Below are 23,768 nucleotides of genomic sequence, written 5' to 3' on the forward strand. Positions count from 1 at the left end.
TGGCTTCCAATGATTTAGTGTCGACTGAATGGTGCGAGTGGGGCGTGCTCAAGGCGGCACTGTCGAGATCGAATTCACGGCCGAGGACATGGCGCGGACGCGGTTCGCGATCTCCCCGCTGTGGGAGGTCGCGGCGAGTGTGCGCGTCCTCAAGGACGGCGATCCGCAGGGGATGCACCGCCCGTGGGTGGACCGGGTCCGCCCGCTGCTCGAATCGGCGAAGCTGGATCTGACCCCGCTGTGGCGGCTGGTGAGCGTGCCGACGGGGTGCGTCCCGTCCTTCCTCGTGCCACCGCCGACGACCCCGCAGCCCTCGCTGGCCGTGGAGCTGACGGCGCTCCGGTCCACCCCGGCGGAGCTGCTGCGGACCTCCTCCCCCGGGCTCCAGGAGATCGCCGCCGAGCTGCGGGCGGACCCGGGGCGGGAGCTGGGGCGGCTCGCGGAGGTGATCGCCGCGTACTGGGAGGTCGCCATCGCGCCGTACTGGCCCCGGATGCTGGCCCTGTTCGAGGGGGACATCCTGCACCGGGCGATCCACTTCGCGGACGGCGGGGCACGGCGGCTCTTCGACGACTTCGGGCCACAGCTCACCTGGGACTCCGGCACGCTCCAGCTGGTGCGCCGCACGAGCTGCGGCACCCAGCGGCTCGGCGGGCGGGGGCTGCTGCTGGTGCCCTCCGCCTTCGCCTGGCCGCAGATCGTCTCCAACCTCGGGCGGACCGCCTGGCAGCCGACCCTGCGCTACCCGCCGCGCGGGATCGGCACGCTCTGGAGACAGAGCCCGCACCCGTGCTCGGACGCGCTGGCGGGGGTGCTGGGGCGGACCCGGGCGCGGCTGCTGGCGGAGCTGACCTCCCCCGCCTCGACCACCGAACTGGCGCGGCGGATCGCGCTGTCGGCGGGGGGTGTCTCGCAGCATCTGACGGCGCTGCGGGCGGCGGGGCTGGTGAGCGCGCACCGCACCGGGCGGATGGTGCTGTACGCGCGGACGAGTGTGGGGGAATCGCTGGTCAGCGGGGGATGACCGTCCTCAGAGGTACTGGGCGTACGCGTCGAGGGCGCGCAGGATCTCCGGCTCACCGGCCGGCGGGAGACCGAGGACGACCTCCTCCACGCCGAGGCCCGCGAAGTGGGCGAGCTTGCCGGGGGCGGGGTCGACGCCGTACGGGACCACCTGGAGGTCCAGGGGGTCGCGGCCGGCCTCCTGCCAGGCGGTACGGAGCAGGGGGAGCGACTCCGCGAGGCCCGAGCCGCCGATGGGGAGCCAGCCGTCGCCGTGCGCGGCGATCTCCGCGAAGAGCCTGGGGCCCGCCGCGCCGCCGTAGAGGACACGGGGAGCGCCGCCGGCGGGTTTGGGGTGGGCGTGGGAGGCGCGGACCGATGCGTGCTTCCCCTCGTACGCCGTGGGTTCGTCCGCCCACAGGGCACGCATCAGGGCCAGCCTGTCGCGCACGGCGGCCCGGCGCGTGGACCACTCGACGCCGTGGTCCTCGGCCTCCTCGCGGTTCCAGCCGTACCCCACGCCGAGGGTGAACCGGCCGCCGGAGAGATGGTCCAGGGAGGCGATCTGCTTGGCCAGATCGATCGGGTCGTGCTGGGCGACGAGGGTGATGCCGGTGCCGAGGGCGAGCCGGGTGGTGACGGCGGCGGCCTGGGCGAGGGCGACGAGGGGATCGAGGGTGCGGGTGTACTCCGGGGGGAGTTCGCCGCCGCCCGGGTAGGGGGAGGTGCGCTCCGCCGGGATGTGGGTGTGCTCGGGGAGGTAGAGACCGGCGAACCCCCGTTCCTCCAGGGCGCGGGCGAGCCGCACGGGGGTGATGGTCCGGTCCGTCAGAAAGAGCGTGGTCGAGATGCGCATCGAGTCCCTCTCGTCGGTGGTGCCCGTGTCCGCGGTGGTGCCCGGTGCCGGGCCGCCGGTGGTGTCCAGGTGTTCGACCGGTCGGCGCCTTGCGCCCGGGTGCACGCGTCGGTACCAGGGTGACAGTGCACCACTTCCGCGCGGTGGAGAGTGTGAGGGGTCGTCGCTATGAGCCACGGGCAGGGACAGGGACGCGGGGGCCAGGGGTCCGCCGGCCGCGAGGTGGGGAGGCGCGGGCTCCTGATGAGCGGGGCGGTCTCCGCCTTTACGTTGGGAGGTGTGAGCTTCGCGGAGGCCGCGCCCGGAGACAGGGACGGGGAGCGGACCAGAGTCGTCCGGGGGGTGCTGCCGCCCGGCGCGCCGGACTATGTCTACCTCCCGGTGGAGGTGGGGCGGGGGGTGCGGGAGCTGGCCGTCTCGTACACCTATGAACGGCCCGTGACCCCGGCCGGGACACCGGGGAACGCCCTCGACATCGGCGTCTTCGACCAGCGGGGGACCGCGCTCGGCGGGGAGGGGTTCCGGGGGTGGTCGGGCGGGGCGCGCGCCTCGTTCTTCATCCGCGCCGACGACGCGACCCCCGGGTATGTGGCGGGGCCGGTGCGGGCCGGGACCTGGCATGTCGTCCTCGGGCCGTACACGGTGGCGCCGCGGGGGCTGCCGTACGAGGTGAGCGTCACGCTGCGGTACGGGGAGGCGGGCCGGACGCCCGAACGGGTGTATCCGCCGGAGCGGGCACGGGGGCGGGGGCGGGGGTGGTACCGGGGCGACTGCCATCTGCACTCCTGGTACTCGGACGGGCGGCGCACCCCGGGGGAGATCGCGGCCCTGGCGCGGGCCGCCGGGCTCGACTTCATCCACACCTCCGAGCACAACACCCATGCCGGGCAGCCGTTCTGGGCCGAGCACGCCGGGGACGATCTGCTGATCCTCACCGGGGAGGAGGTCACCACGCGCAACGGGCACGTGCTGGCGCTGGGGACCGACCCGGGGACCTTCATCGACTGGCGGTACCGGGCGCGGGAGAACCGCTTCGGGCGGTTCGCCCGGGAGATCCGGCGGGCGGGAGGGCTGGTGGTGCCCGCGCATCCGTACGCGAGCTGCATCGGGTGCAACTGGAAGTTCGGGATGGGCGAGGCGGATGTGGTGGAGGTGTGGAACGGGGCGTTCACCGCCGACGACGAGGTGTCCGTGCAGGCGTGGGACGCGGAGCTGGCGCGGGGGCGCTGGGTGCCGGCGATGGGGAACAGCGACGCCCACCGGGACCCCGATCCGGTCGGCCGGCCGCAGACGGTGGTCCTGGCGGAGGACCTGACGCGGGCGGCGATCCTGGAGGGGCTGCGGAAGGGCCACAGCTATGTCGCCGAGTCGTCGGCGGTGGAGCTGGATTTCTCGGTGGTGGACGGGAGGGGGCGCCGCGCGGGCATCGGCGAGCGCCTGCGGGTGGAGGCGGACGCGGAGGTGGGGGTGCGGCTGGGAGTGGAGGGGGTGGGGGCGGGGTGTGTGGTGAGGCTGGTGACGGAGCAGGGGGTGGTGGTCTCCGCCGGGGCGGGGGTGGTGGAGTGGGAGACGCGGGCGGGGTACGCCGGGTATGTGAGGGCGGAGGTTCGGCGGGGCGGGGCTCTGGTGGCCCTGACGAACCCGGTATTCCTGGGCCCCCCGCCCCACGGGTAGCCCGAACAACCCCGCCCGGTCCGGCGCGTGAGCCCTCCCGCCGCACGGGAAACCCGAGCAAACCCGGCCGGTCCGGGGGCACCTCCCGGAGGCAGCTCCGGGGGAGGTTGAGGACGGGCCCCGGACGACGGGACCCCGCACCTGCGGGCCACGGTCGGGGCCGGCCCCCGAACCCCCGCTCCTCAAACGCCGGAGGGGCTGGATTTTGTGCCTCGGCCCAGACGTCGGAGGGGCAGAGGGGTGGGGCTCAGACACCGGGGCCCGACAGCCGCGGCCAGGACGGAGGGCTGAGATGGGGCGTCTGGCAACAGAGACCCGTGCGCGGAACGAAGCAGCGATCCGGGCGGCGATGGACCGGCAGCTGAGCACAGACATCGGTACGCGATGGTGCACGAAGAAGTCGTGGGCGACTGGGGACGTTCGGGGTCCTGGCGAGATTTCCGTGAAGCCGGGATGTGCCCCCGTGTGCCGGTAGCACTCCGTCACGGGTAGCGGGACCCTCGGCGGATGTGATGACTTCGGTTGCCGTCTGGAGCAAGCCGCCGTGGGCCGCGAGAGCCCGGAGGGGGGCTGCCACGGCGTCCGGGCCCAGGGTGGCCAAGGCCCACAGGGCGCTGAGGCGGCGGCCGGAGGACCAGATGCCGGTGGTCGGCGGCCGGAACGAGGCCACGGCGATGTTCTGAACCATAAACGGGGCGGGGTCGAGATAGGTCATGCCACCGGTCCCGCACAGATACGCGCGGGCGCCGGTCGCCGCGGAAAGGTCCGCGAGCCGGACGGAGCGGCCCGGCCGGGCCGGCAGACGGCTGCTGGTGAGGAGCCGGCCCTCCCAGCCCAACAGGTCCAGCAGGACGCGGGTGGAGGTCTCGGCAACCGTCGCGGTCCTGCTGGTGTCGAAGGCATCCAGCACCGGACCCAGGGCTTCGGCGAGGGCGGGCCAGTGAGGGCTGGCCCCATAGTGCTGCCGCAGCATCCCCTCGGTCCTGCGGCGGGCCAGGTGCGGGTCGTCGATCACGGCGTCGCGGATGAGGGTGGGCCGTCCGCTCGGCAGACGGGTGGGGATGGTGAGCCACCGCTGACCGGCGGGGTCGTCGAGGTGCGCAAGGCGGGCTCGGTGCTGGTAGTCGCGGCGGGTGAACTGCACGTCGTCCAGGACGATCCAGTAGTCCGCCGCGAACAGCTTGGCCGGCGTGGTCAGCCGGGGCAGGAAATTCGGCTGGTGGATGGCGCACAACCCGCCCGGCTCGGTCAGGTCAGGGGTTGATGAGGCGGCTGGTGAAGCCGTCGCGGATGAGGGACTCGTACGCTGCATGCACGTCCTCCGGGACCTCCTGCTCGATGGCGAATCCGAGCTTTGGATACTCGATGACCCGCTGGAGGTCGCCGACGAGCATGTCCAAGACGAGTTTCTCGTCGCCGATGGACTTCAGATAGTCGTCAAACTCCAGCGGCTCCGACGCGCAGAGGATCTCGACGTCGGGCCACAGCTTGCGGGCGGTCGCGAATGACCGCCTTTCCATATAGGGCTTGGAGACCAGCAGCACCGACGCCGGGGTGATGCCTGCGGCGACGAGGACCTCACGCGAGAGGGTGATGTTCTGCCCGGTGTTGCCCGCGTTCGGTTCCAGCAGGATCGCCTCGGCAGGGACGCCGAGGTCGATGGCGTGGTCGCGGAAGTGGACTGCCTCCCCGCGCGGGAAGACCTTGGCGGTGGTGGGACTGTTGCCGCCGGTGAACACCAGGGTCGGGAAGAGCCCGGAGCGGTGCAGCTCGGCGGAGTGGGTCGCGACGCCGAGGTCGTGGCTGCCCAGCCCGATCGCCACATCGACGGGCCGCAGCTCGTGCTGCATCTGGTGGTAGTTCCAGATCAGCTTGGCCTGGCGCCACTGGTCCTCGGTGGTGCCCCGCTGGTCGTTGCTCACGCGTTTCTCCCTGGTCACCGTTGCCGGGGGCCGATCGGTCCCTCGCTCATGGCCTTGATGCCCTCGATACTGCGCAGTTGGTGCACAAGTCCGTACTGCGCGGCCACCTTGGTGGCCTGGTCGAGGACGAGGAGTCCATCATCCCGGGTCGCCGCATCGGAGAGCAGGATGTGGCCATGAGCGGTGTCCAGTCGCACACGTTGCATCGGTGAGTCGGTCGTCCCGCTGCTGCGGGCGATGTCGATGAAGTGCAGGGCCTGGCTCAGGTCGCCGGCGCCGCGTCGGGCGAGGGCGAGTTTCTGGTGGGCCACCGACCAGTCATCCGGTTCGGTGAGGTCCTCGAAGTCGCGGGTCGCCGCCCGCATGACACGGGTCGCATAGTCGTGTTGGCCGTCCTTGCTCAGCGCGGTCCCCACCCACAGCCTCGCGCGGGCCCGGTCGCGGCGGGAGAGCCGGTCATCGACCGTGAGGGTCTCGTAGTCGCGGGCGGCGATCTCCAGCTTCCCGGACATCTCGGTGATGACGGCGAGGGACAGGTCGAGCTGGGCGACGCGGCGGGGGATGTCGAGCTGGGTGAAGACCGCGCGGGCGCCGGCATAGGAGTGCTGGGCGGACAGTGGGCCCAGGACAACGCCCTGGTCGCGCTTCAGGTCGCCGAGCAGGGTGGTGGAGCGGGCGAAGAGATACAGGCCCTTCTCGTCCAGCTCGTGGGCCTTGAATCGGCTCAGCCACCGGGTGAGGAGGCTGTCGGCGAAGGCGAAGTTCTGCCGGGACAGGGCGACCACGACGCGGTCGAGGTCGTCGGCCCAGCACTCGTACTCCCAGGCCCGGGGGCCGGAGGCGGTGACGCGGCGTCGGCCGGCGTTCTGCACTGGGTTGGTCATCTCGGACAGGAGCGTTTCGAACCGCAGGTGGACAGCGGCGTCCGCGCGGCCGAGGGCGGTGTCGAGGATGGCCTGGGTGTCGGGTCTGGGCTCGGTTTCGGCGAGCTTGCTCTCCCACTTGGACACGGTCGCGACTGCCAGGCCGAGCTGCTGGGCGAAGGCCCGCACGCTCAGTCGCAGGGCGAGCCGCAGGGCCTTGGCCTCCAGGCCGGTCCAGTGGTGCACGGTCGCCACGCGTCGCTCCTTTCCACCGGTCATCGAAGCAGATGTGTGCAGTTGGCGGGACGGAAGTGGAACGGAAGTGGAACGGCCGGTAATTGGCCGCGAGTTGGCCGGACGCCACGATCAGAGCGTCATCACGTGTCGAGCCTTTTGGACGGTCCTGAGCATGGAACCCCTCACGGAGCATCGCCCGGTCAGCGGTCCGGTCGTTTACGGCTTCCTGCGGCTGGTGCGGGTCTCCCAAGCGCGGCAGGACGCGCTGGTCGCCTCGCTCGCCGAGTACTGCCGCAGCCACGAACTGCAGTTGTCCGGCGTCTTCACCGACCGCGACGCGTCCGCCGGGCCCGCCTCAGCGGCGTTCACCGGGCTGCTGGACGTGCTCGCGCTGCCGGACGTCTACGGCGTCATCGCCCCGGCCATGTCGCAGCTGGGACCGAAGGCCATAGCCGCTGAACGCGGGCGGCGGATCGAGGCGGTCGGCTCGCGGCTGCTGCTGATCCGCAAGCCCCGCACGGCCCACCACCCCATCTCCCGCAGCGTTTCCGTCCGCCGCCGTCACCCCGGCACCGCCCGCGTCCTGGATGCCGAGTCATGAGGACCACCGTGATGACCAAGACAACCCAGCAGTTCTTCGACGCGCGGCCCGAGTCGGTCGGCCATGCACGGTCCTTCACCTCTGAGGCCCTGGCCGACTGGGGTCTGCCGGACCGCGCCGAGGACGTCCGGCTCTGCGTCTCCGAACTCGCCACCAACGCCTTGGTCCACGGGACTGCCCCCGGACACGGCTTCCTGGTCAAGCTCGACGCCGACGAGGATGTCGTACGCCTGGAGGTGCACGACAGCCGCCGCCGGCACCCGGAAGCCCGGCAGGCCGCCGGCACGGACACCTCCGGACGCGGGCTAATCCTGGTGAACGCGCTCGCCGACGGCTGGGGAGTCGAGGACCGCACTCCGTTGGGGAAGATCGTCTGGTCCTGCTTCAAGGTCACGGGAGGTACGACAGCATGAGCGTCCTGCTCACCCCGCCCGGTCCTGAGCTGCGGCTGCTGGTGTCCCTCGCAGCCTGGAGCTGGCCCGGCACCCGCCCGGACGGCCGCGAGATCGCGCACATCCTGATCACCCACACCCCGGCCCTGACCGGCTCGGGCCCCGCTGAGACGGCCGAGGCCCGGATGCGGCGGCTGCCCACCCGCCGGTCCTGGACTTCCTCGTTGGCCAGTCCGTGGTCTTCTCCACCGAGGCCGTCATGCGCGGACGCGGCGACATCCTCCACGGCCGACCTGCCCTGGTGATCGGCTTCGGCAAGCTCGGCAGCTCGATCGCCCGTCTCCTCCACGCCAAGGGCGTCCAGGTCACCGTCTTCGGCATCGATCCCATCCGCCGCACCCAGGCCCTCTCCCAAGGCTTCACCGTCGCCCGCGACCGCGAAGCGGCCCGGCCGCCCCTGCGCCTGCGCCTGCGCCTGCGACCCCCGACGCGCGCGGGGGTTGCGATGTGCTGCGGAACTCGATGAGCATGCGCGCCTCTTCCTCGCCCACCAGCGCTGACCGGTCGGGGCTGGGCTCGGGGAACCGGGGGAGCCCCGACCCACTCGACACCCGTCGAGACCGTCATTCCCGCCCGTCCGGCGCGTGAGGACGGACCCCGAGCCACAGGACCCGCATCCTGCGGGCCGCGGTCGGGGCCGGCCCCCGAACCCCCGCTCCTCAATCTCCCCCGGAGCTGCCTCTGGGAGGTTGAGGACGGGCCCCGGGCGGCAGGCGGTCCGTGGGGAAGAGGTGCGGCGCGGCGCGGTGCCGGGGCTCGCGAGCCCGGCACGATCCGGAAGAGACGGCCTACGTCGGGGGAGTCAGGGACGGGGTTGCCGAGGTCAGAGTCCTGCCCTGGAAGAAAGCGGGGCTGCGGGAGTGCATCAGGGTCATCAGAAGAACCCCCAGCAACAGCAGCCCCACACCGATCACGAAGACCGATCCGACCCCGAAGACCGCCGACCCACTGCCGTACTCCGGGTCCCACATGTCGTACAGGGTCTTCGCGAAGACCGCCGCCAGCAGAGTGCCGCCCAGCAGGGGGAAGAGGCCCTTGAAGAGGAGGTCCCGGGGCGAGCGGGAGAGTTCGCGGCGGAAGTACCAGGCGCAGGCGAAGGCCGTGAGCGAGTAGTAGAAGCAGATCATCAGGCCGAGCGCGTACACCGTGTCGATCAGGACGTTCTCACTGACCAGCGTCATCACGGTGTAGAACGCGCCGGTCGCCGCGCCGGCCACCACCGTGGCCCGCCCCGGGGTCCTGAACCGCGGGTGCACCCGGGCGCAGGACGGCGGGAGGGCCTCGTACGACGACATCGCCAGCACCGTGCGGGCCACCGGGATGAAGGTGGTCTGGAGGCTCGCGGCGGCCGACGCGAGGACCGCCACGAAGAGCAGCACCCCGAGCCCCGGGCCCATGATCGGGCCGGCCAGGGCGGCGAAGACATTCCCCGAGGTGTCGGGGTTGGCCAGCCCCAGCCCCTTCTCGCCGGAGCCGACCGCCATCTGCGCGGCCACCCCGGTCGCGAGATAGGCCCCCACCAGGACCACCATCGCGATGAGCGCGGCCCGCCCGGGTGTCCGGTCGCTGCCGGTGGTCTCCTCGTTCGCGGTGAGGCAGGCGTCCCAGCCCCAGTACATGAAGATCGACAGCGACAGGCCCGCGGTGAAGGCCGCGAAGGACTGGACCGCGAACGGGTTGAGCCACTCCATGGAGAAGGAGAGCGAGGTCCCGAAGGAGTCCGCCTTCCCGAGGGCCATGGCGACGAAGAGCCCGAGCACCAGGAGCTGGAGGCCCACCAGGGCGTACTGCACGCCCTTGGTCGCCGTCATCCCCCGGTAGCTGATCGCGGTGGCCGCGGCGATCAGCACCAGCACGGTGGTGATGTGCACGGCCTTGTTGCCGTCCAGGGCGGCGATGGCGTCGCTGCCCGTGATCTCCCCGGCGAGGAGCCAGAAGAAGGAGGTCGCCACCCCGGCGAGGTTGGAGAGCACGATGATGGTCGCGATCACCAGCCCCCAGCCGCACATCCAGCCGACCCTCGGTCCGAACGCCTTCACCGTCCAGGTGAAGGAGGTCCCGCAGTCCGGCATGACCCGGTTCAGCTCGCGGTAGGCGAACGCGACCAGCAGCATCGGCAGAAAGCCCGCCAGGAAGACCGCCGGCATCTGGAGCCCGACCTCGCCCGCCGTGGAGCCGAGGGTGGAGGTGAGGCAGTAGACGGGCGCGACGGTGGAGATCCCGATGACCGAGCTGCCCAGCAGGCCGACGGAATTTCCGCCGAGGCCCTTGCCGCGGACACCCCCGGCCCCGCCCGGGGCGGCCCCCGCGCTGTCTCCGGCCCCGGGCCGCGCGTCCAACTGAGTCATGAACAGGACGTTAAGGGCTGCGGTTTCCACAGCGGGAAGGGAGCCGCCCGGAGGGCATCCCTTTGATTCAGGGGCTGTTACTGAAGAGCACCTGGGGTTGAAAGGACAAGTGGGGAAATCAGCGGCACCCTGGAAGGAAAGACGGGCTTTCAATGGGGTGCGATAACCGCAGCCAGGCCCGTTATGCCCCTTTTGAAATTTTCCCGCGTCCCACGCCCCGGCCGCCCCTGGACCGGTCATGAGAAAGTGGAAGCGGCGATCACTGGGGGGTGTGCCGGAATGTTGTCCGTCGTGACCAGCGATTCCGTACCCGCGCGGGAGCGCACCGACTGGTACCAGGAGATCATCGCCCGGGAGATCGCCCCCACCCGGCTCATGGTGGCGGACTCCCACGCCTTCCGCGCCCACGCCGCCGTCCTCGACCTGGGACGCACCCGGGTGAGCAGCTTCTCGTACACCGCGCTGCGGTCCTGGCGCACCCCCCAGCTGATCCGGCGCAGCGACCCCGAGCGGTACTCGCTGGCGTTCATGACCCAGAGCGCCATGTGGATATCCCAGTGCCGCAACCTCGCCGAACTGGGCGCGGGGGACGCCGTCCTCTGGGACTCCTCGCACCCCTTCGACGCCGGAACCGGAACCGTGGACGACAGGGGCACCGGGCTGGTGCGGGCGGTCATCGTCCAGGTGCCCCGGGACGCGGTCCCGCTGCCCTCCGACCGGATCGACGAGCTGCTGGCCCGGCGGCTGGACGGGCGCAGCGGCATGGGGGCGATCCTCGGGAGCTTCCTCTCGGCCCTGGAGAGCCACGCCGACGGCTGCGAGCCGCGGCAGCGCGACCAGCTGGCCGTGACGACGCTCGATCTGACCACGGCGTTCCTCGCCCAGCAGCTCGACTCCTACGGCGACCTCCCCGCCGAGACCCGGGCCCGGGTCCTGCTGGAGCGGATCAACGCCTTCATCGACCAGAACCTGGGCGACACCGCGCTCACCCCCCGGGCCGTCGCCGCCCGCCACCACATCTCCCTGCGCTCGCTCTATCTGCTCTTCCAGCAGGCCCAGGGCGAGAGCGTGGCGGCCTCCATCCGGCGCCGCCGGCTGGAGCGGTGCCGGGGCGACCTCGCCCGGCCCGAGCTGTCCGGCCGGCCCATCCACGCGGTCGCCCTCCGCTGGGGCTTCTCCAGCGCCGCCGGCTTCAGCCGGGCCTTCCGGGAGGCGTACGGCAGCAGTCCCCGGGAGTTCCGCCGCCGCGCGGCGGCGGACCGCCTCTCCCACACTCCCGCACCGGAAGCATGGCCCTTGCACGGATCGTCAAGGAAGCGTGCAGGCTGAGCCGTGTCGCCCTGTGACCGGCCGCCTACGCTCGGGAGCCCCGCCACAGGGACCGGTGACAGAAGGGAAGCCGCCCCCCATGCCCACCCCCGTGCTCTTCTCGCGTGCAGGACGGCCGGAACGCGACAGACCCCGGTCCTGGGACCCCGGCTGACGGACCGCGCCCGCCCGCCCGCTCACCCCGGCCAGACCACCGACTGGATCTCGCTGTACGCGTGCAGGGCGTACGAACCGACGTCCCGCCCGACCCCGCTCCGCTTGAACCCGCCGAACGGCGCCTCCATGTTGCGCGCGACCGTGTTCACCCCCACCCCGCCCGTCCGCAGCTCCCCGGCGACCCGGAAGGCACGGGCGACATCCCCGGACCAGACATAGTCGATCAGGCCGTAGTCGCTGTCGTTGGCCAGCGCGATGCCCTCCTCCTCCGTACCGAAGGGGACGACCACCACCACCGGACCGAAGATCTCCTCCCGGACGATCCGCATCCCGGGGGCGCACTCCGCGAAGAGCGCCGGAGCGGCGTAGAAGCCCTTTCCGGAGCCGCCTCCCCGCGCGCCGGTGCCCCCTCCCCGGACGTCGGGGCGCTCGCCGCCCGTGACCAGGCGGGCACCCTCGCGGCGGCCCAGTGCGAGATAGGACTCCACCCGGTCGCGGTGGGCTGCCGAGATCAGCGGGCCGACCACCGTGCCCCGCTCGGCCGGATCGCCGACCGGCAGCCGGCGGGCGTGGGCGGCCAGCCGCTCCACCAGCCGGTCGTACACCCCGCGCTGGGCGATCACCCGGGTCGGGGCCGTGCAGATCTGGCCGCTGTAGAAGGAGAACGTGGTGCCGATGCCCCGGATCGCCGCGTCCAGGTCCGCGTCGTCGAAGACCAGCGCCGCGCCCTTGCCGCCCAGCTCCATCAGCTGGCGCTTCATGCCGCGCCCGCAGACCTCGGCGATCCGGCGGCCGACCGCCGTGGAGCCGGTGAAGCTGACCATGTCGACGTCCGGGGAGTCGACGGCGGCCTCGCCCACGGCGGGGGACGACCCCGTCACCACATTGACGACCCCGGGCGGAACGCCCGCCTCCGCCAGCGCCTCGGCCATCCGGTAGACGGAGAGCGGGTCCTGCGGGGCGGGCTTCACCACCACCGTGTTGCCCATCGCGAGCGCGGGTGCCACCTTCCCCGCCGGGTTGGCCCAGGGGTTGTTGTAGGAGGTGACACAGGTGACCACCCCCACCGGGCGGCGCACCGCGAGCGCCCCGACGACACCGGCGGGGCCCATCGGGCCCGCCGCGTTGATCTGCGGCGGCAGCGGCTGCTCCACGGACTCCAGCGCCCCCCGCGCGTACCGCCGGAAACGGGCCGCGCCGATCCCGACCTGGAGGGCGCGGGCGGTGGCGGTGGTCGCGCCGGACTCGGCACGGGCGAGGGCGGTGTACGGCTCCGTGTTCCGCTCGATGACCCCGGCGGCGGCGTCCAGGATGCGGGCGCGCTCCTCCGGGCGGGTGCGGGACCAGGGCCCGAGGGCCTCACGGGCCGCGCGCGCCGCCTCGTGCACCTGGGCGCGGCTCGCCTCGGGCGCGAGGCCCACGACCTCCTCGGAGGCCGGGTCGACCACCTCGTAGTGCCCCGCGTCGGGCTCGGCCCACTCGCCGCCGATGAAGAGCCGCTGTGGCGCGCTCATCGCGTGGAGACCGTCTCGGTGTCGCGGCCGGAGCGCAGCACCCGGCCGGGGATCGCGCCGGTGACCTTGTCGTCGCGGATGGTCTCCACGCCGTTGACCCGCACCGACACGACGCCGATCGCCCTCGCGTCCAGGCGGGGGCCGCCGCCGGGCAGATCGTGGACGAGGGTGGCCGGGCCGGCGTCGATCCGCTCGGGGTCGAGGAGGACGAGGTCGGCGTGGAAGCCCTCCTCGACACGGCCGCGCTCGCGGAGCCCGAGGAGGCGCGCGGGGTCGTCGGTGAGCATCCTCACCGCCGCCGGGAGCGGGACCAGCTTCCGGCCGCGCAGACAGTCGCCGAGGAAGCGGGTGGTGTAGGGGGCGCCGCACATCCGGTCCAGATGGGCGCCCGCGTCGGAGCCGCCGAGGAGTACGTCCTCGTGCTCCCAGGTGCGGCGGCGCAGCTCCCAGGAGGCCGGGTCGTTGTCGGTGGGCATGGGCCACAGCACGGTGCGCAGCCCGTCGTTGGCGCAGATCTCCACCAGGCAGTGGAAGTCGTCCTGGCCGCGCTCGGCGGCGATGTCCCGCACCACGCGCCCGCCGAGGCCCTCGTTGGCCGGGGAGTAGGTGTCGCCGATGACATAGCGGCCGAAGTGCGCGAGGCGGCGGAAGACCCCGGCCTCCTCGGAGTCGGCGCGGCGGAGCATCTCCGCCCGTACGGCGGGGTCGCGGAGGCGCTCGACGCGCTCGGGGACGGGGAGGGCGAGGATCTCGCCCCAGCCGGGGATGAGGTTGAGGGCGCAGAAGGTGCCCAGGGACATGTTCATCGGGGTGAGGATCGGCATCGTCAGGGCGACGATCCGGCCGCCGGCGGCGCGGGCGCGGGCGGCGGCGGCGAGCTGCCGGGGGACGCGGCCGGGGACGGCCGCGTCGATGGTGAGGACGTTCCAGTTCAGGGGGCGGCCCGCGGCGCGGGTCATCGCGACCAGGAGGTCGATCTCGTCGTCGCGGAACCGGTCGAGGCAGCCGGCGACGATCGCCTCCAGCTGGGTGCCCTCGTGTTCGCCGACCGCCCGCGACAGGGCGATCAGCTCGTCGGGGCGGGCGTGGCGGGAGGCGACGGGCGCGCCGTCGCCGTCGGAGTGGGTGGTGGACTGGGTGGTGGACAGGCCCCAGGCGCCCGCGTCCATCGCCTCGTGGAGGAGGTCCAGCATCCGCTGGAGCTGCGCGGGGGTGGGGTCGCCGCCGATGGCGTCGGGGCCCATGGCATGGCGGCGCAGCGCGCAGTGGCCGACCATGAAGCCCGCGTTGACGGCGATGCGGCCTTCGAGGGCGTCGAGGTACTCGCCGAAGGTGTGCCAGTTCCAGGGGGCGCCCTCCTCCAGGGCGACCAGGGACATGCCCTCGACCCTCGCCATCATCCGGCGGGTGTAGTCGGCGTCGCCGGGGCGGCCGGGGTCGAGCGGCGCGAGGGTGAAGCCGCAGTTGCCGCCGGCGACGGTGGTGACGCCGTGGTTCATGGAGGGGGTGGCGAAGGGGTCCCAGAAGAGCTGGGCGTCGTAGTGGGTGTGGAGGTCGACGAAGCCGGGGGTGAGGAGGAGGCCGGTGGCGTCCTCGGCGGTGCGGGCGGAGCCGGGGTGGAGGGTGCCGGGGGTGGTGAGGGCGGCGACGCGGCCGTCGCGGAGGCCGATGTCGGCGGGGTAGGGGGGCGCGCCCGTGCCGTCCACGACGGTCGCGGAGCGGATGAGGTGGTCGAGCATGAGGGGGGGGTTCCCTTCGGGGTGCGGTGTTCCCTGCGAGGGGGGGTCCCTGCCGGGGGGTGCGCGGTGGGGCTGCTGTGCGGGGGGCCCGTCGGCGGACCCGGCCCGGCGGGGAGCCCCGCCCGCCCGGCAAACCCAGCCCGTCCGGCAAACCCAGCCCGTCCGGCGTTTGAGGACGGACCCCGCACCACAGGTGACCCGAGCAAATCCAGCCCGCCCGGCACCCCCAGCCCGCCCGGCAAACCCAGCCCGTCCGGCGTTTGAGGACGGACCCTGCGCCACAGGTGACCCGAGCAAATCCAGCCCGCCCGGCAAACCCAGCCCGCCCGGCACCCCCAGCCCGCCCGGCAAACCCAGCCCGTCCGGCGCTTGAGGACGGACCCCGCACCACAGGACCCCGCACAGTGCGGGCCCGGTTCGGGGGCCAGCCCCCGAACCCCCGCTCCTCAAACGCCGGAGGGGCTGAGTGGGCGCGGCTCAAGCGCTGGCCGGGCTGGGGTTGCTCAGCTCGCCAGCGGGGGGCTGGGGCGGGCGGCCCGAACGCCGGAAGCGCTGAGGGGTGCGGCCCGAACGGCGGCGGGGCTGGATCTTGTGCCTCCGCTCCCCGGATGGGCTGGGTGAGTGTGGCTAAAACACAGGAAGGGCCGAGAGGTTCGGCTCAGCCTCCGGAAGCGCTGGGGGGGGTCAGCTCAGCCTCCGGAAGGGCTGAGTGGGCGCGGCTCAAGCACCGGGGCGGGGCCGGTGGGCGGGGGCCGGGTTGCACGGTGGGAGCGGGGGGGCACCCCGCACCAAGACCAGCCCCCCTGCCGAATCAGCTCTCGCGGAAGCGCGTGGTCCGGTGCACCGGGTCCGTGTCGATGTGAGGGATCACATGCTCCCCGATCAGGCGGATCGTCCGCAGCGTGTCCTCGTACCCCACCCCCGCCGGCAACCCGAACCCCAGCTGATCCACCCCCGCCCCCTCCCACTTCCTGCACTGCGCCAGCACCTCCCCCGGATCTCCGCAGATCATCAGCCCCTCCGCGATCAGCAGCTCCACGATCTCCTCCGTGTACTCCGGCAGCAGCTCCGGCCACTGGGGAATCCCCTCGGGCCGGGGGAAGGTGTCGTGGTAGCGGAAGAGCAGCGACTGGAGATAGCTCACCCCCGAGCCGGCCGCGATGGCCACCGCCTCCGCGTGGGTCTCCGCGCAGATCGCGGTGGAGGTCACCAGGATGTTGTCGTTGACGAAGGCGCCGACCGGCTCGGCCTCCTTGATCGCGGTCTTGTAGGAGTCGAGGACCCACTCCATGTCGGCGACCTTCTGCACACTGAAGCCGAGGACCCCCAGCCCCTTCCGCGCCGCCATGGCGTAGGAGGACGGCGACCCGGCCGCGTACCACATCGCCGGGTGGGACTTCCCGTACGGCTTCGGCAGGACCTTCCTCGGGGGCAGGGACCAGTGCTTGCCCTGGAAGCCCTGGTACTCCTCCTGGAGCCACATCCGGGGGAACTCCGCGACGGTCTCCTCCCAGATCTCCTTGGTGTGGTTCATATCGGTGATGCCCGGCATGAACCCGAGGATCTCGTGGCTGCCCGCGCCCCGCCCGGAGCCGAACTCGAAGCGCCCCTCGGAGAGGTGGTCGAGCATGGCGACCTTCTCGGCGACCTTCACCGGGTGGTTCACCGGCGCGAGCGGGTTGAAGATGCCGGAGCCGAGGTGGATGCGGTCGGTCGCGTGGGCGAGGTACCCGAGGTAGACGTCGTTGGCGGAGAGGTGCGAGTACTGGTCGAGGAAGTGGTGCTCGGACGCCCAGGCGTACTTGAACCCGGACGTGTCCGCCTGGATGACGTACTCGGTCTCCTCCATGAGCACCTTGTGCTCGGCGAGCGGGTCGGTCTCGGCGCGCCTGCCGACGTAGCCCTGCACAAAGATCCCGAATTCCAAGGGGTTCACCGTCCCTAAGTTTCTGACGCATCGTCAGATCGTGATGCGCACGACTGTTCCACCGCGCACCTGCGCAGTCAAGAGATGGCGCCCCGTCAGAGACGGGGTCCGGTGCCCCGGTCAGCCCACGTTGATCCCCGCCATCCAGCCGCCGTCGATCACAAACGGCTGCCCGGTGATGTACGAGGAGTCCTCGCAGCTCAGGAAGAGCGCGAGCCGCGCCACCTCCTCGGGCCGTCCCGCCCGCCCGAGCGGTATGGTCCGCTCGTACACCGGGCCCATCCGCGCGCGGGCGTCCTCGCGGCTCACACCGTCGCGGGTGAAGGCGAGGTCCATCATCGGGGTGTCCACCGCCCCCGGGCAGACCGCGTTGACCCGGATGCCCTTCGGCGCCAGTTCGAGCGCGGCCACCCGGGTCAGACCGAGGACCGCGTGCTTGGACGCGGTGTAGGCGCCGATCAGCGCCACCCCGGCCAGGGCGGCGTAGGAGGCGGTGTTGACGATGGTGCCCCCGCCGGCCGCCTCGATCTCGGGCGCGACGGCCCGTATCCCGAGGAAGACCCCGGTCTGATTGACCCCGGTGACCTGCTGGAACTCCTCCAGCGGGGTGGAGGTCAGGGCGTTGAAGCGGAGGATGCCCGCATTGTTCACCAGTCCGTCGAGCTTGCCGAAGCGCTCCTTGGCGGCGGTGACGGCGGCGGCCCAGTCCGCCTCCCGGGAGACATCGAGACGGAGGTAGTGGGCGCCGTCGCCCAGCTCGGCGGCGACCGCCTCGCCCTCCTTGTCGAGCACATCGGCGAGGACGACCCGCGCCCCCTCGGCGGCGAAGATCCGGGCCTCCTGCTCCCCCTGCCCCCGCGCGGCCCCGGTGATCAGAAAGACGCGTCCGTCGAGCTTTCCCATGGTGGTCCCCTTCGTCAGCTGTCGGCGTGCAGATACGGAGCGACCTCGGCGGCGAACGCGGCCATCTGGTCCGTGAGTTCGGTACGGCCCCGGCTGCGGAACCGGACCTGGATCTGGCGTACGCCCATGGCCGCGTACTCACGCAGGGAGGCGGCGATGGCACCCGGCTCACCGGCCAGGGTCCGGCGGCCCACCTCCCAGCCCGGCCGGCCGATGTAGAGCGGTTCGGCGATGGCGCCGATCTCCAGGGGGACGGGGTTCCCGGCCGCCTCGCGCAGGGCCCGCAGCCGGGCGATGGCGGCGGGCAGCCGGGCGCGGGGGTCGCCCTGGGGGAGCCAGCCGTCCCCGCGCAGGGCGGCCCGGCGCAGGGCCGCGGGCGAGGAGCCGCCGACCCAGACGGGGACGCGCGGCTGGGCCGGACGGGGCCGCTGGCCCAGCCCGGAGAAGGAGAACCGCTCGCCGCTGAACTCGGGGAACTCCTCGGGGCCGAGGGCCGCCCGGAGCGCGTCGATCGTCTCGTCCAGCAGCCCGCCGCGCCCGTCGAAATCGGCCCCCAGCGCGGCGAACTCCTCGGCCACGTGCCCGGCGCCGACACCGAGGATCAGCCGGCCCCCGGAGAGATGGTCGAGCGTGGCGTACTGCTTCGCGGTGACCAGGGGGTGGCGCAGTCCGACGACGGCGACATGGCTGAGGAGCCGTACCCGGCCGGTGATCCCGGCGAGGAAGGAGAGGGTGGCGACCGGGTCGTACCAGACGGTGGACATGGCTCCCGCGAGCCGGCGGGGGACGGCGACATGATCACAGACGGCGACATAGGCGAAGCCGGTGCGGTCGGCGGTCCTGGCCACCTCGGCCAGGTCCGCCGCTCCGGCGGCGGCCTCCCAGGGTTCGGCGCAGAGGGTGCTCTGCGACTGGACCGGGAGCTGCATCCCGTAGGACAGCGGCCCCTCGGGCAGCACCGGGACATGGGGCACCGCGGGCTCCTTCCCCTCGATCTGACGTACCGTCATATCGTGGGGCGCGGCCCCCGGACGGGCAAGGCCCGTGCACCCGCCGGTGCGAGCCCCGGGCCCGCCGGCGCGCACGCGGACCCGCCCGTGCGTGTGCGCGGACCCGCCCGCGCGTGTGCGCGCTCGCCGGTGCGAGCGCCTGATTCGCGGGTGCGGGCGCGGGCCCGCTCGTCCGTGTGCGCGGGTCCGACGGCACGGGCGCGCGAGCGGCTCAGCCCACCTCGAATCCCAGCGCGCCCGCGATCACCGCCGACTGCACCAGGTCGATCCGCGCCCCTGCCACCCGGGCGGTCAGCGGGTCGAGCGAGGAGAGGTCACTGCCCCGCAGGTCGGCCCCCGAGAGATCCGCGCCGCGCAGCACCGCCCCGGAGAGATCCACGCCGGTCACGGTGGCCCCCTCCGCACGCGCGCCCGTCAGATCGCACTCCCGCATCCGGACACCCTCGAAGACCGCCCCGCGCAGATCCGCGCCCGGCAGCCCCACGAACGACCAGTCCCCGCCGGCGACCCGCAGCAGAGGGAAGGTGCACCGCTCGAACAGACTCCCGACCGCCTTGCACTGCTCGAAGCGGGTGTCGAAGAAGCCGCAGCGGCGGAAGACGCAGTTGGTGAAGGCGGCGGCGGTGTGCCGCGAGGCGTTGAACCGGACCCCGGAGAAGGTGCACCCGTCGAAGACGGCGCCGTCGTTCACCGCTTCCGTGAGATCCAGGTCGTAGAAGGTGAAACCGGTGAAGCGCTCGCCCGAGAGGTCCTTTCCGTACCAGTCCTCGTCGCGGACGATCAGCTCGGGATCGGCGTGCGCGCGCTCGCGCCTGATGGCCATGGCTCCATGGAACACCCGGGCACTGACACCGGCGCGGCACCCCCGGGTGTCCACTGGGTAGCATCGCGGCTTCGGGGAACGGACGAGCTGGTGGAGTGGAGTCGAGTCGTGACACGACCGCGTGTGGGTGTGGCCGTACTGACCATGGGCAACAGGCCCGCCGAGCTGCGGGCCCTGCTCGACTCCGTGGCCGGGCAGGACGAGCCCGCCGCCCGGGTCGTGGTCGTGGGGAACGGCGCGCCGCTGCCGGAGCTGCCCCCGTGGGTGACGACGGTGGAGCTGGCCGAGAACCTCGGGGTCTCCGGAGGGCGGAACGTGGCCATGGAGCGGCTGCGGGAGTTCGGCGACGTGGATGTGCTGGTGGACCTGGACGACGACGGGCTGCTCGTCGACACGGATGTGTTCCGCCGGATCGCGGATCTGTACCAGGCCGACCCCGAGCTGGGGATCGTGTCCTTCCGGATCGCCGACGAGACCGGGGAGACCCAGCGCCGGCACGTGCCCCGGCTGCGGGCGAAGGACCCGATGCGCGGGGGGCTGGTGACGACGTTCCTCGGGGGCGGGCACGCGCTGTCGATGCGGATGCTGGAGCGGACCGGCGGGTGGCCGGAGGAGTTCTTCTTCACCCACGAGGAGACGGACCTGGCGTGGCGGGCGCTGGACGACGGGTGGAAGGTGCTGTACGAGCCGCGGCTGCTGCTCCAGCACCCGCGGACGAGCCCGGCCCGGCACGCGGTGTACTACCGGATGACCGCGCGCAACCGGGTGTGGCTGGCGAAGCGGAATCTGCCGGCGCCGCTGGTGCCGCTGTATCTGGGGAGCTGGACGGCGATGACGCTGCTGCGGACGCGGTCGGGGGAGGGCCTGAAGGCCTGGGGCGGGGGGTTCGTGGAGGGCATGCGGGAGCCGTGCGGGGTGCGGAAGCCGATGCGGTGGGCCACGGTGTGGCGCATGACCCGTCTGGGCCGCCCGCCCATCATCTAGGTTCGTCCCCTCCGGGTGGCGCCGGGGCTCGTGAGCCCCGGCACCGCGCCTCGCCGATCCGGCCCGAGGCGAGAAGGTGCCCGGTCCCGCGAACGAGGCGGAACATCCCGGAGATGTGCGCGGTGCCGCCCGGCCGCGCGTGCACGAGCAGCCCGGCGGCGTCCGGACGCTCCGGCGGAAGGAGGCGGCCGGACGCGCCCGCGGCCCCACGGGGGTGGCCGTCGCGCCTCCGGACGCGTCACCGGTCCGGGGTGGTGCGGGCGGGCGACCCGGTTCGGGCCGAGGGGTCAGGGGCCGGGCCAGAGGCCCGTCGGGGTGAGGGAGAGGAGGTCGATCGCGTTGCCGCGGACAATGCGCTCCACCACCTCGGGCGCCAGATGCCCCATCTGCTCCTCCCCGACCTCCCGCGACCTCGGCCAGGTCGAATCCGCATGCGGATAATCCGTCTCGTACAACACATTCCCCACCCCCACCGCCTCCACATTCCGCAAGCCGAAGGCGTCATCGAAGAAGCACCCGTACACATGCCCCGCGAACAGCTCCGACGGCGGGCGCAGCACCTTCTCCGCGACCCCGCCCCACCCCCGGTTCTCCTCCCAGACCGTGTCGGCGCGCTCCAGGATGTAGGGAATCCAGCCGATCTGCCCCTCCGCGTACATGATCCGGAGGTTGGGGAAGCGCTCGAACTTCCCGCTCATCAGCCAGTCCACCATCGAGAAGCAGCAGTTGGCGAAGGTGATGGTGGAGCCCACGGCGGGGGGTGCGTCGGCCGAGGTGGAGGGCATTTTCGAGGAGGAGCCGATGTGCATGGCGATCACCGTGCCGGTCTCGTCGCACGCCCGCAGGAAGGGGTCCCACGCGTCCCCGTGGATCGAGGGCAGCCCCAGGAAGGGCGGTATCTCGGAGAAGGCCACCGCCCGCACCCCGCGCGCCGCGTTCCTGCGGACCTCCGCCGCCGCCAGCGCGGCGTCCCACAGCGGGACGAGGGTCAGCGGGATGAGCCGGCCGGCCGCCTCGGGGCCGCACCACTCCTCCACCATCCAGTCGTTGTAGGCGCGGACCCCGAGCAGCCCCAGCTCGCGGTCCCTGGCCTCGGTGAAGGTCTGGCCGCAGAAGCGCGGGAAGGTGGGGAAGCAGAGCGCGGACTGCACATGGTTGACGTCCATGTCCGCGAGCCGGTCGGGGACGCTGTACGAGCCCGGCCGCATCTGCTCATAGGTGATGACCTCCAGCCTGATCTCGTCGCGCCCGTACCCCACGGCGGTGTCCAGCCGGGTCAGCGGGCGGCGCAGATCCTCGTACACCCACCAGTCGCCGACCGGGCCGTCGTCGCCCCTCTCGCCCATCACCGGGGCGAACTTCCCGCCCAGGAAGGTCATTTCCTTCAGCGGGGCACGGACGATCCGGGGGGCCGCGTCCCGGTACTTCGACGGGAGCCGGTCCCGCCAGACATGAGGGGGCTCCACCGTGTGGTCGTCCACCGAGATGATCTTCGGGAAGGTCTCCATGTCCTCACGGTAGCCCTGATCTGACGACTCGTCAGCTAGCCCGACGGCGGCCCGCACGGAGTGATTCCGGCCACGTGAATCCAATCCACATCCCGGACCAATGAACCCCTTTCCCGTAATCACCCTCTTCAGGGGCGCCCCGGGGAGTAGGTATACACGGTGTGTATAGTGCGATATCCGCCACCGGCCACGGCGGGATCTCATCAGCCGCACCGCACCCGATCAAGGGAATTCCGTCATGCCCGCACCCAGCAGGAGGTCCAGGGTCCTCACCGCCGCGACGGCCGTCACGGCGCTGGCGCTCACCCTCGGCGCCTGTTCCATGGAGACCACCGCCCCCGCCGACGCCCGCTCCGACGCGCTGGCCGACGGCCGGAAGCTCTCCGCCGGGGCCGCGGGCGGCGCGGCGGGCGGCGCGGCGGAGACCGGCTCCGATTCCGGCTCCGGCTCCGGTAGCGACGCGGGCGCGGGTTCCGGGCGCACGGTCAACCCTGCCGAGCCCGTCGACTGCGAGAAGGAGCGGTGCATCGCGCTGACCTTCGACGCGGGCCCCGGCAAGGACACCCCGGAGCTCCTGGACACCCTGATGAAGGAGCGGGTCCCGGCCACCTTCTTCCTGCTCGGCAAGAAGCACATCGTGAAGTACCCGGACGTGGTGAAACGTCTCTCCGACGAGGGCCACGAGGTCGCCAACCACACCTGGACCCACCGGCGCCTCGACCAGCTCGACCGGGACGGGATACGCGAGGAACTGGGCCGCACCCAGGATGCGATAGCAAAGATCACGGGGCGGAAGCCCACCCTGATGCGCCCGCCGCAGGGCCGGATCAACGACGATGTCACCGCCGTCAGCAAGGAGCTGGGCCTCGCCCAGATCCTGTGGAGCGCCACCGCCAAGGACTACTCCACCAACGACTCCGAGCTGATCAGGAACCGGATCGTCAAGCAGGCCTCCCGCGACGGCGTGATCCTGCTGCACGACATCTACGACGGGACCGTGCCCGCCGTTCCCGGCATCATCGAGGAGCTGAAGAAGCGGGACTACACCTTTGTCACGGTCTCCCAGCTCCTCGCGCCCGCCCGCGCCAACCCGGGCGAGATCTACCGGCCCTGACCGCTCCCCCCTCCCCGAATAGACCCCACATCAACCCATATCGCACATGGGTGTGTGCAACGGACGTAAAGACACCGGGGAACCCCCGGGAAGGTCACAGGCGTCACAGAAACGGCGGGTTAGCCTGCCCCCACCCCGCGACGGGCGATCTGGAAGCGTCCCGTTACTGACGGGGCAGCCATGCACAAGGCAGACTGTCGGGTGCGAATCGGCAGTTCGGGGCAGGGGGCAGCAATGGACCGTGACAGCGGGCCACGCGTACCGGAACAGCGAGTTCCAACGCCCAGTGATGTCTGTGTTGACCTGCGCTTCAGCGTGCTCGGTCCGGTGCGCGCCTGGCGCCAGGGGGAGGTTTTGCCGTCCGGTTCCCCCCAGCAACGCGCGCTGCTCGCCGCGCTGCTGCTCCGCGACGGCCGCACCGCGACCGCGGCCGAGCTGATCGACGCGATCTGGGGCGACGAACCGCCGCCCCACGCGCTCGCCACCATCCGCACCTACGCCTCCAGGCTGCGCAAGATCCTCGGCGCCAACGCCCTGGTCAGCGAGTCCGGCGGATACGCCATAAGAATCCGGCGGGAGAGCGTGGACCTCTTCGCCGCCCAGGAGCTGGCGGCGGAGGCGGAGAAGTGCCGCGCCGCCGGGGACCGCCGGCAGGCGCGCGCCCGGCTCGACGAGTCGCTGGAGCTGTGGGACGGCGAGGCGCTGGCCAGCGTGCCGGGCCCGTACGCCGAGAACCAGCGGGCGCGGCTGGAGGAGTGGCGGCTCCAGCTGCTGGAGAGCCGGCTCGACCTGGACCTGGAGACCGG

Annotated in this window: 20 protein-coding genes and 1 pseudogene; 9 read left to right on the plus strand and 12 right to left on the minus strand. The window is 72.3% G+C overall.

Annotated elements, in window-relative coordinates:
• The first annotated feature begins 28 nt into the window (after nt 1–28).
• Nucleotides 29–1,024: a helix-turn-helix domain-containing protein gene (locus ABT122_RS07450; protein WP_351546777.1), complete on the plus strand. Its 996-nt coding sequence runs from the start codon at nt 29–31 to the stop codon at nt 1,022–1,024.
• A 6-nt stretch (nt 1,025–1,030) separates the two neighbouring features.
• Here the strand turns inward: ABT122_RS07450 and ABT122_RS07455 are convergent, their stop codons facing one another.
• Nucleotides 1,031–1,858 (minus strand): TIGR03619 family F420-dependent LLM class oxidoreductase, encoded by an 828-nt coding sequence (locus tag ABT122_RS07455; protein WP_351546845.1) that lies wholly within the window; start codon nt 1,856–1,858, stop codon nt 1,031–1,033.
• A gap of 168 nt (nt 1,859–2,026) precedes the next feature.
• On the opposite strand from ABT122_RS07455, the gene ABT122_RS07460 reads away from it, so the two are divergent.
• A complete protein-coding gene (locus tag ABT122_RS07460) occupies nt 2,027–3,532 on the plus strand; it encodes a CehA/McbA family metallohydrolase (protein ID WP_351546779.1) in 1,506 nt (501 codons plus the stop codon).
• A gap of 247 nt (nt 3,533–3,779) precedes the next feature.
• On the opposite strand, the gene ABT122_RS07465 is transcribed toward ABT122_RS07460, so the two are convergent.
• From ABT122_RS07465 to ABT122_RS07475, 3 genes are read right to left on the minus strand one after another with little or no spacing between them, the layout of a single operon-like run.
• On the minus strand, nt 3,780–4,844 hold the full coding sequence (locus ABT122_RS07465) for a WbqC family protein (protein WP_351546782.1): 1,065 nt from the start codon (nt 4,842–4,844) through the stop codon (nt 3,780–3,782).
• Nucleotides 4,786–5,454, minus strand: coding sequence for a YdcF family protein (locus ABT122_RS07470; protein WP_351546785.1), 669 nt, complete (start codon nt 5,452–5,454; stop codon nt 4,786–4,788). The genes ABT122_RS07465 and ABT122_RS07470 overlap by 59 nt, the downstream gene beginning before the upstream one ends.
• Before the next feature lie 14 nt (nt 5,455–5,468).
• Complete coding sequence (locus tag ABT122_RS07475) at nt 5,469–6,572, minus strand: helix-turn-helix domain-containing protein (protein WP_351546788.1); 1,104 nt, start codon at nt 6,570–6,572, stop codon at nt 5,469–5,471.
• A gap of 154 nt (nt 6,573–6,726) precedes the next feature.
• Between ABT122_RS07475 and ABT122_RS07480 the strand changes: the two genes are divergently transcribed.
• The 3 genes and pseudogenes from ABT122_RS07480 to ABT122_RS07490 all read left to right on the plus strand — a co-directional run.
• Nucleotides 6,727–7,155 (plus strand): hypothetical protein, encoded by a 429-nt coding sequence (locus ABT122_RS07480; RefSeq protein ID WP_351546791.1) that lies wholly within the window; start codon nt 6,727–6,729, stop codon nt 7,153–7,155.
• Between the two features lie 11 nt (nt 7,156–7,166).
• Complete coding sequence (locus tag ABT122_RS07485) at nt 7,167–7,568, plus strand: ATP-binding protein (RefSeq protein ID WP_351546794.1); 402 nt, start codon at nt 7,167–7,169, stop codon at nt 7,566–7,568.
• Between the two features lie 193 nt (nt 7,569–7,761).
• Nucleotides 7,762–7,995: pseudogene (locus ABT122_RS07490) on the plus strand (Rossmann-fold NAD(P)-binding domain-containing protein); the annotation flags it as partial.
• A gap of 400 nt (nt 7,996–8,395) precedes the next feature.
• Here ABT122_RS07490 and ABT122_RS07495 read toward each other — a convergent pair.
• Nucleotides 8,396–9,955, minus strand: coding sequence for an APC family permease (locus tag ABT122_RS07495; RefSeq protein WP_351546797.1), 1,560 nt, complete (start codon nt 9,953–9,955; stop codon nt 8,396–8,398).
• A gap of 291 nt (nt 9,956–10,246) precedes the next feature.
• Here ABT122_RS07495 and ABT122_RS07500 point away from each other — a divergent pair, with 291 nt between their 5' ends.
• Nucleotides 10,247–11,284, plus strand: coding sequence for an AraC-like ligand-binding domain-containing protein (locus ABT122_RS07500; protein ID WP_351546800.1), 1,038 nt, complete (start codon nt 10,247–10,249; stop codon nt 11,282–11,284).
• A 176-nt stretch (nt 11,285–11,460) separates the two neighbouring features.
• On the opposite strand, the gene ABT122_RS07505 is transcribed toward ABT122_RS07500, so the two are convergent.
• The 6 genes from ABT122_RS07505 to ABT122_RS07530 all read right to left on the minus strand — a co-directional run bounded on the left by ABT122_RS07505 (nt 11,461) and on the right by ABT122_RS07530 (nt 19,356).
• Nucleotides 11,461–12,954, minus strand: coding sequence for an aldehyde dehydrogenase family protein (locus ABT122_RS07505; protein WP_351546803.1), 1,494 nt, complete (start codon nt 12,952–12,954; stop codon nt 11,461–11,463).
• On the minus strand, nt 12,951–14,693 hold the full coding sequence (locus ABT122_RS07510) for an N-acyl-D-amino-acid deacylase family protein (RefSeq protein ID WP_351546806.1): 1,743 nt from the start codon (nt 14,691–14,693) through the stop codon (nt 12,951–12,953). Before ABT122_RS07510 ends, ABT122_RS07505 begins: the two co-directional genes overlap by 4 nt.
• Nucleotides 14,694–15,504: 811 nt before the next feature.
• Nucleotides 15,505–16,620, minus strand: a complete 1,116-nt coding sequence (locus tag ABT122_RS07515) for an LLM class flavin-dependent oxidoreductase (protein ID WP_351546848.1) — start codon at nt 16,618–16,620, stop codon at nt 15,505–15,507.
• 120 nt (nt 16,621–16,740) lie between these two features.
• A complete protein-coding gene (locus tag ABT122_RS07520; RefSeq protein WP_351546809.1) occupies nt 16,741–17,523 on the minus strand; it encodes an SDR family NAD(P)-dependent oxidoreductase in 783 nt (260 codons plus the stop codon).
• A gap of 14 nt (nt 17,524–17,537) precedes the next feature.
• The gene (locus tag ABT122_RS07525; RefSeq protein WP_351546850.1) at nt 17,538–18,452 is read right to left on the minus strand and encodes an LLM class F420-dependent oxidoreductase; all 915 of its coding nucleotides are present in this window, start codon (nt 18,450–18,452) and stop codon (nt 17,538–17,540) included.
• 292 nt (nt 18,453–18,744) lie between these two features.
• On the minus strand, nt 18,745–19,356 hold the full coding sequence (locus ABT122_RS07530; RefSeq protein ID WP_351546812.1) for a pentapeptide repeat-containing protein: 612 nt from the start codon (nt 19,354–19,356) through the stop codon (nt 18,745–18,747).
• A 108-nt stretch (nt 19,357–19,464) separates the two neighbouring features.
• Between ABT122_RS07530 and ABT122_RS07535 the strand changes: the two genes are divergently transcribed.
• Entirely contained in the window at nt 19,465–20,340 is an 876-nt protein-coding gene (locus ABT122_RS07535) for a glycosyltransferase family 2 protein (protein ID WP_351546815.1), read from the plus strand.
• Nucleotides 20,341–20,627: 287 nt separating this feature from the next.
• Here ABT122_RS07535 and ABT122_RS07540 read toward each other — a convergent pair whose 3' ends face one another.
• Complete coding sequence (locus ABT122_RS07540) at nt 20,628–21,848, minus strand: amidohydrolase family protein (RefSeq protein WP_351546817.1); 1,221 nt, start codon at nt 21,846–21,848, stop codon at nt 20,628–20,630.
• 238 nt (nt 21,849–22,086) lie between these two features.
• On the opposite strand from ABT122_RS07540, the gene ABT122_RS07545 reads away from it, so the two are divergent.
• Nucleotides 22,087–22,962 carry a polysaccharide deacetylase family protein gene (locus ABT122_RS07545; protein ID WP_351546820.1) on the plus strand — a complete coding sequence of 292 codons (876 nt, stop codon included), beginning with the start codon at nt 22,087–22,089 and terminating at the stop codon, nt 22,960–22,962.
• Nucleotides 22,963–23,196: 234 nt separating this feature from the next.
• A partial coding sequence (locus ABT122_RS07550; protein WP_351546823.1) for an AfsR/SARP family transcriptional regulator occupies nt 23,197–23,768 on the plus strand: 572 nt, incomplete at its 3' end.

Source organism: Streptomyces sp. NPDC001985 (assembly GCF_040296845.1).
In the GTDB taxonomy this organism is placed as follows: Bacteria; Actinomycetota; Actinomycetes; order Streptomycetales; family Streptomycetaceae; genus Streptomyces.

Coding starts and splice junctions, on each gene's coding strand:
- ABT122_RS07450 (WP_351546777.1), top strand. CDS start 29: ATGGTGCGAGTGGGGCGTGCTCAAGGCGGCACTGTCGAGATCGAATTC.
- ABT122_RS07455 (WP_351546845.1), bottom strand. CDS start 1,858: ATGCGCATCTCGACCACGCTCTTTCTGACGGACCGGACCATCACCCCC.
- ABT122_RS07460 (WP_351546779.1), top strand. CDS start 2,027: ATGAGCCACGGGCAGGGACAGGGACGCGGGGGCCAGGGGTCCGCCGGC.
- ABT122_RS07465 (WP_351546782.1), bottom strand. CDS start 4,844: ATGCAGCGTACGAGTCCCTCATCCGCGACGGCTTCACCAGCCGCCTCA.
- ABT122_RS07480 (WP_351546791.1), top strand. CDS start 6,727: ATGGAACCCCTCACGGAGCATCGCCCGGTCAGCGGTCCGGTCGTTTAC.
- ABT122_RS07485 (WP_351546794.1), top strand. CDS start 7,167: ATGACCAAGACAACCCAGCAGTTCTTCGACGCGCGGCCCGAGTCGGTC.
- ABT122_RS07495 (WP_351546797.1), bottom strand. CDS start 9,955: ATGACTCAGTTGGACGCGCGGCCCGGGGCCGGAGACAGCGCGGGGGCC.
- ABT122_RS07505 (WP_351546803.1), bottom strand. CDS start 12,954: ATGAGCGCGCCACAGCGGCTCTTCATCGGCGGCGAGTGGGCCGAGCCC.
- ABT122_RS07510 (WP_351546806.1), bottom strand. CDS start 14,693: ATGCTCGACCACCTCATCCGCTCCGCGACCGTCGTGGACGGCACGGGC.
- ABT122_RS07520 (WP_351546809.1), bottom strand. CDS start 17,523: ATGGGAAAGCTCGACGGACGCGTCTTTCTGATCACCGGGGCCGCGCGG.
- ABT122_RS07525 (WP_351546850.1), bottom strand. CDS start 18,452: ATGCAGCTCCCGGTCCAGTCGCAGAGCACCCTCTGCGCCGAACCCTGG.
- ABT122_RS07530 (WP_351546812.1), bottom strand. CDS start 19,356: ATGGCCATCAGGCGCGAGCGCGCGCACGCCGATCCCGAGCTGATCGTC.
- ABT122_RS07540 (WP_351546817.1), bottom strand. CDS start 21,848: ATGGAGACCTTCCCGAAGATCATCTCGGTGGACGACCACACGGTGGAG.
- ABT122_RS07545 (WP_351546820.1), top strand. CDS start 22,087: ATGCCCGCACCCAGCAGGAGGTCCAGGGTCCTCACCGCCGCGACGGCC.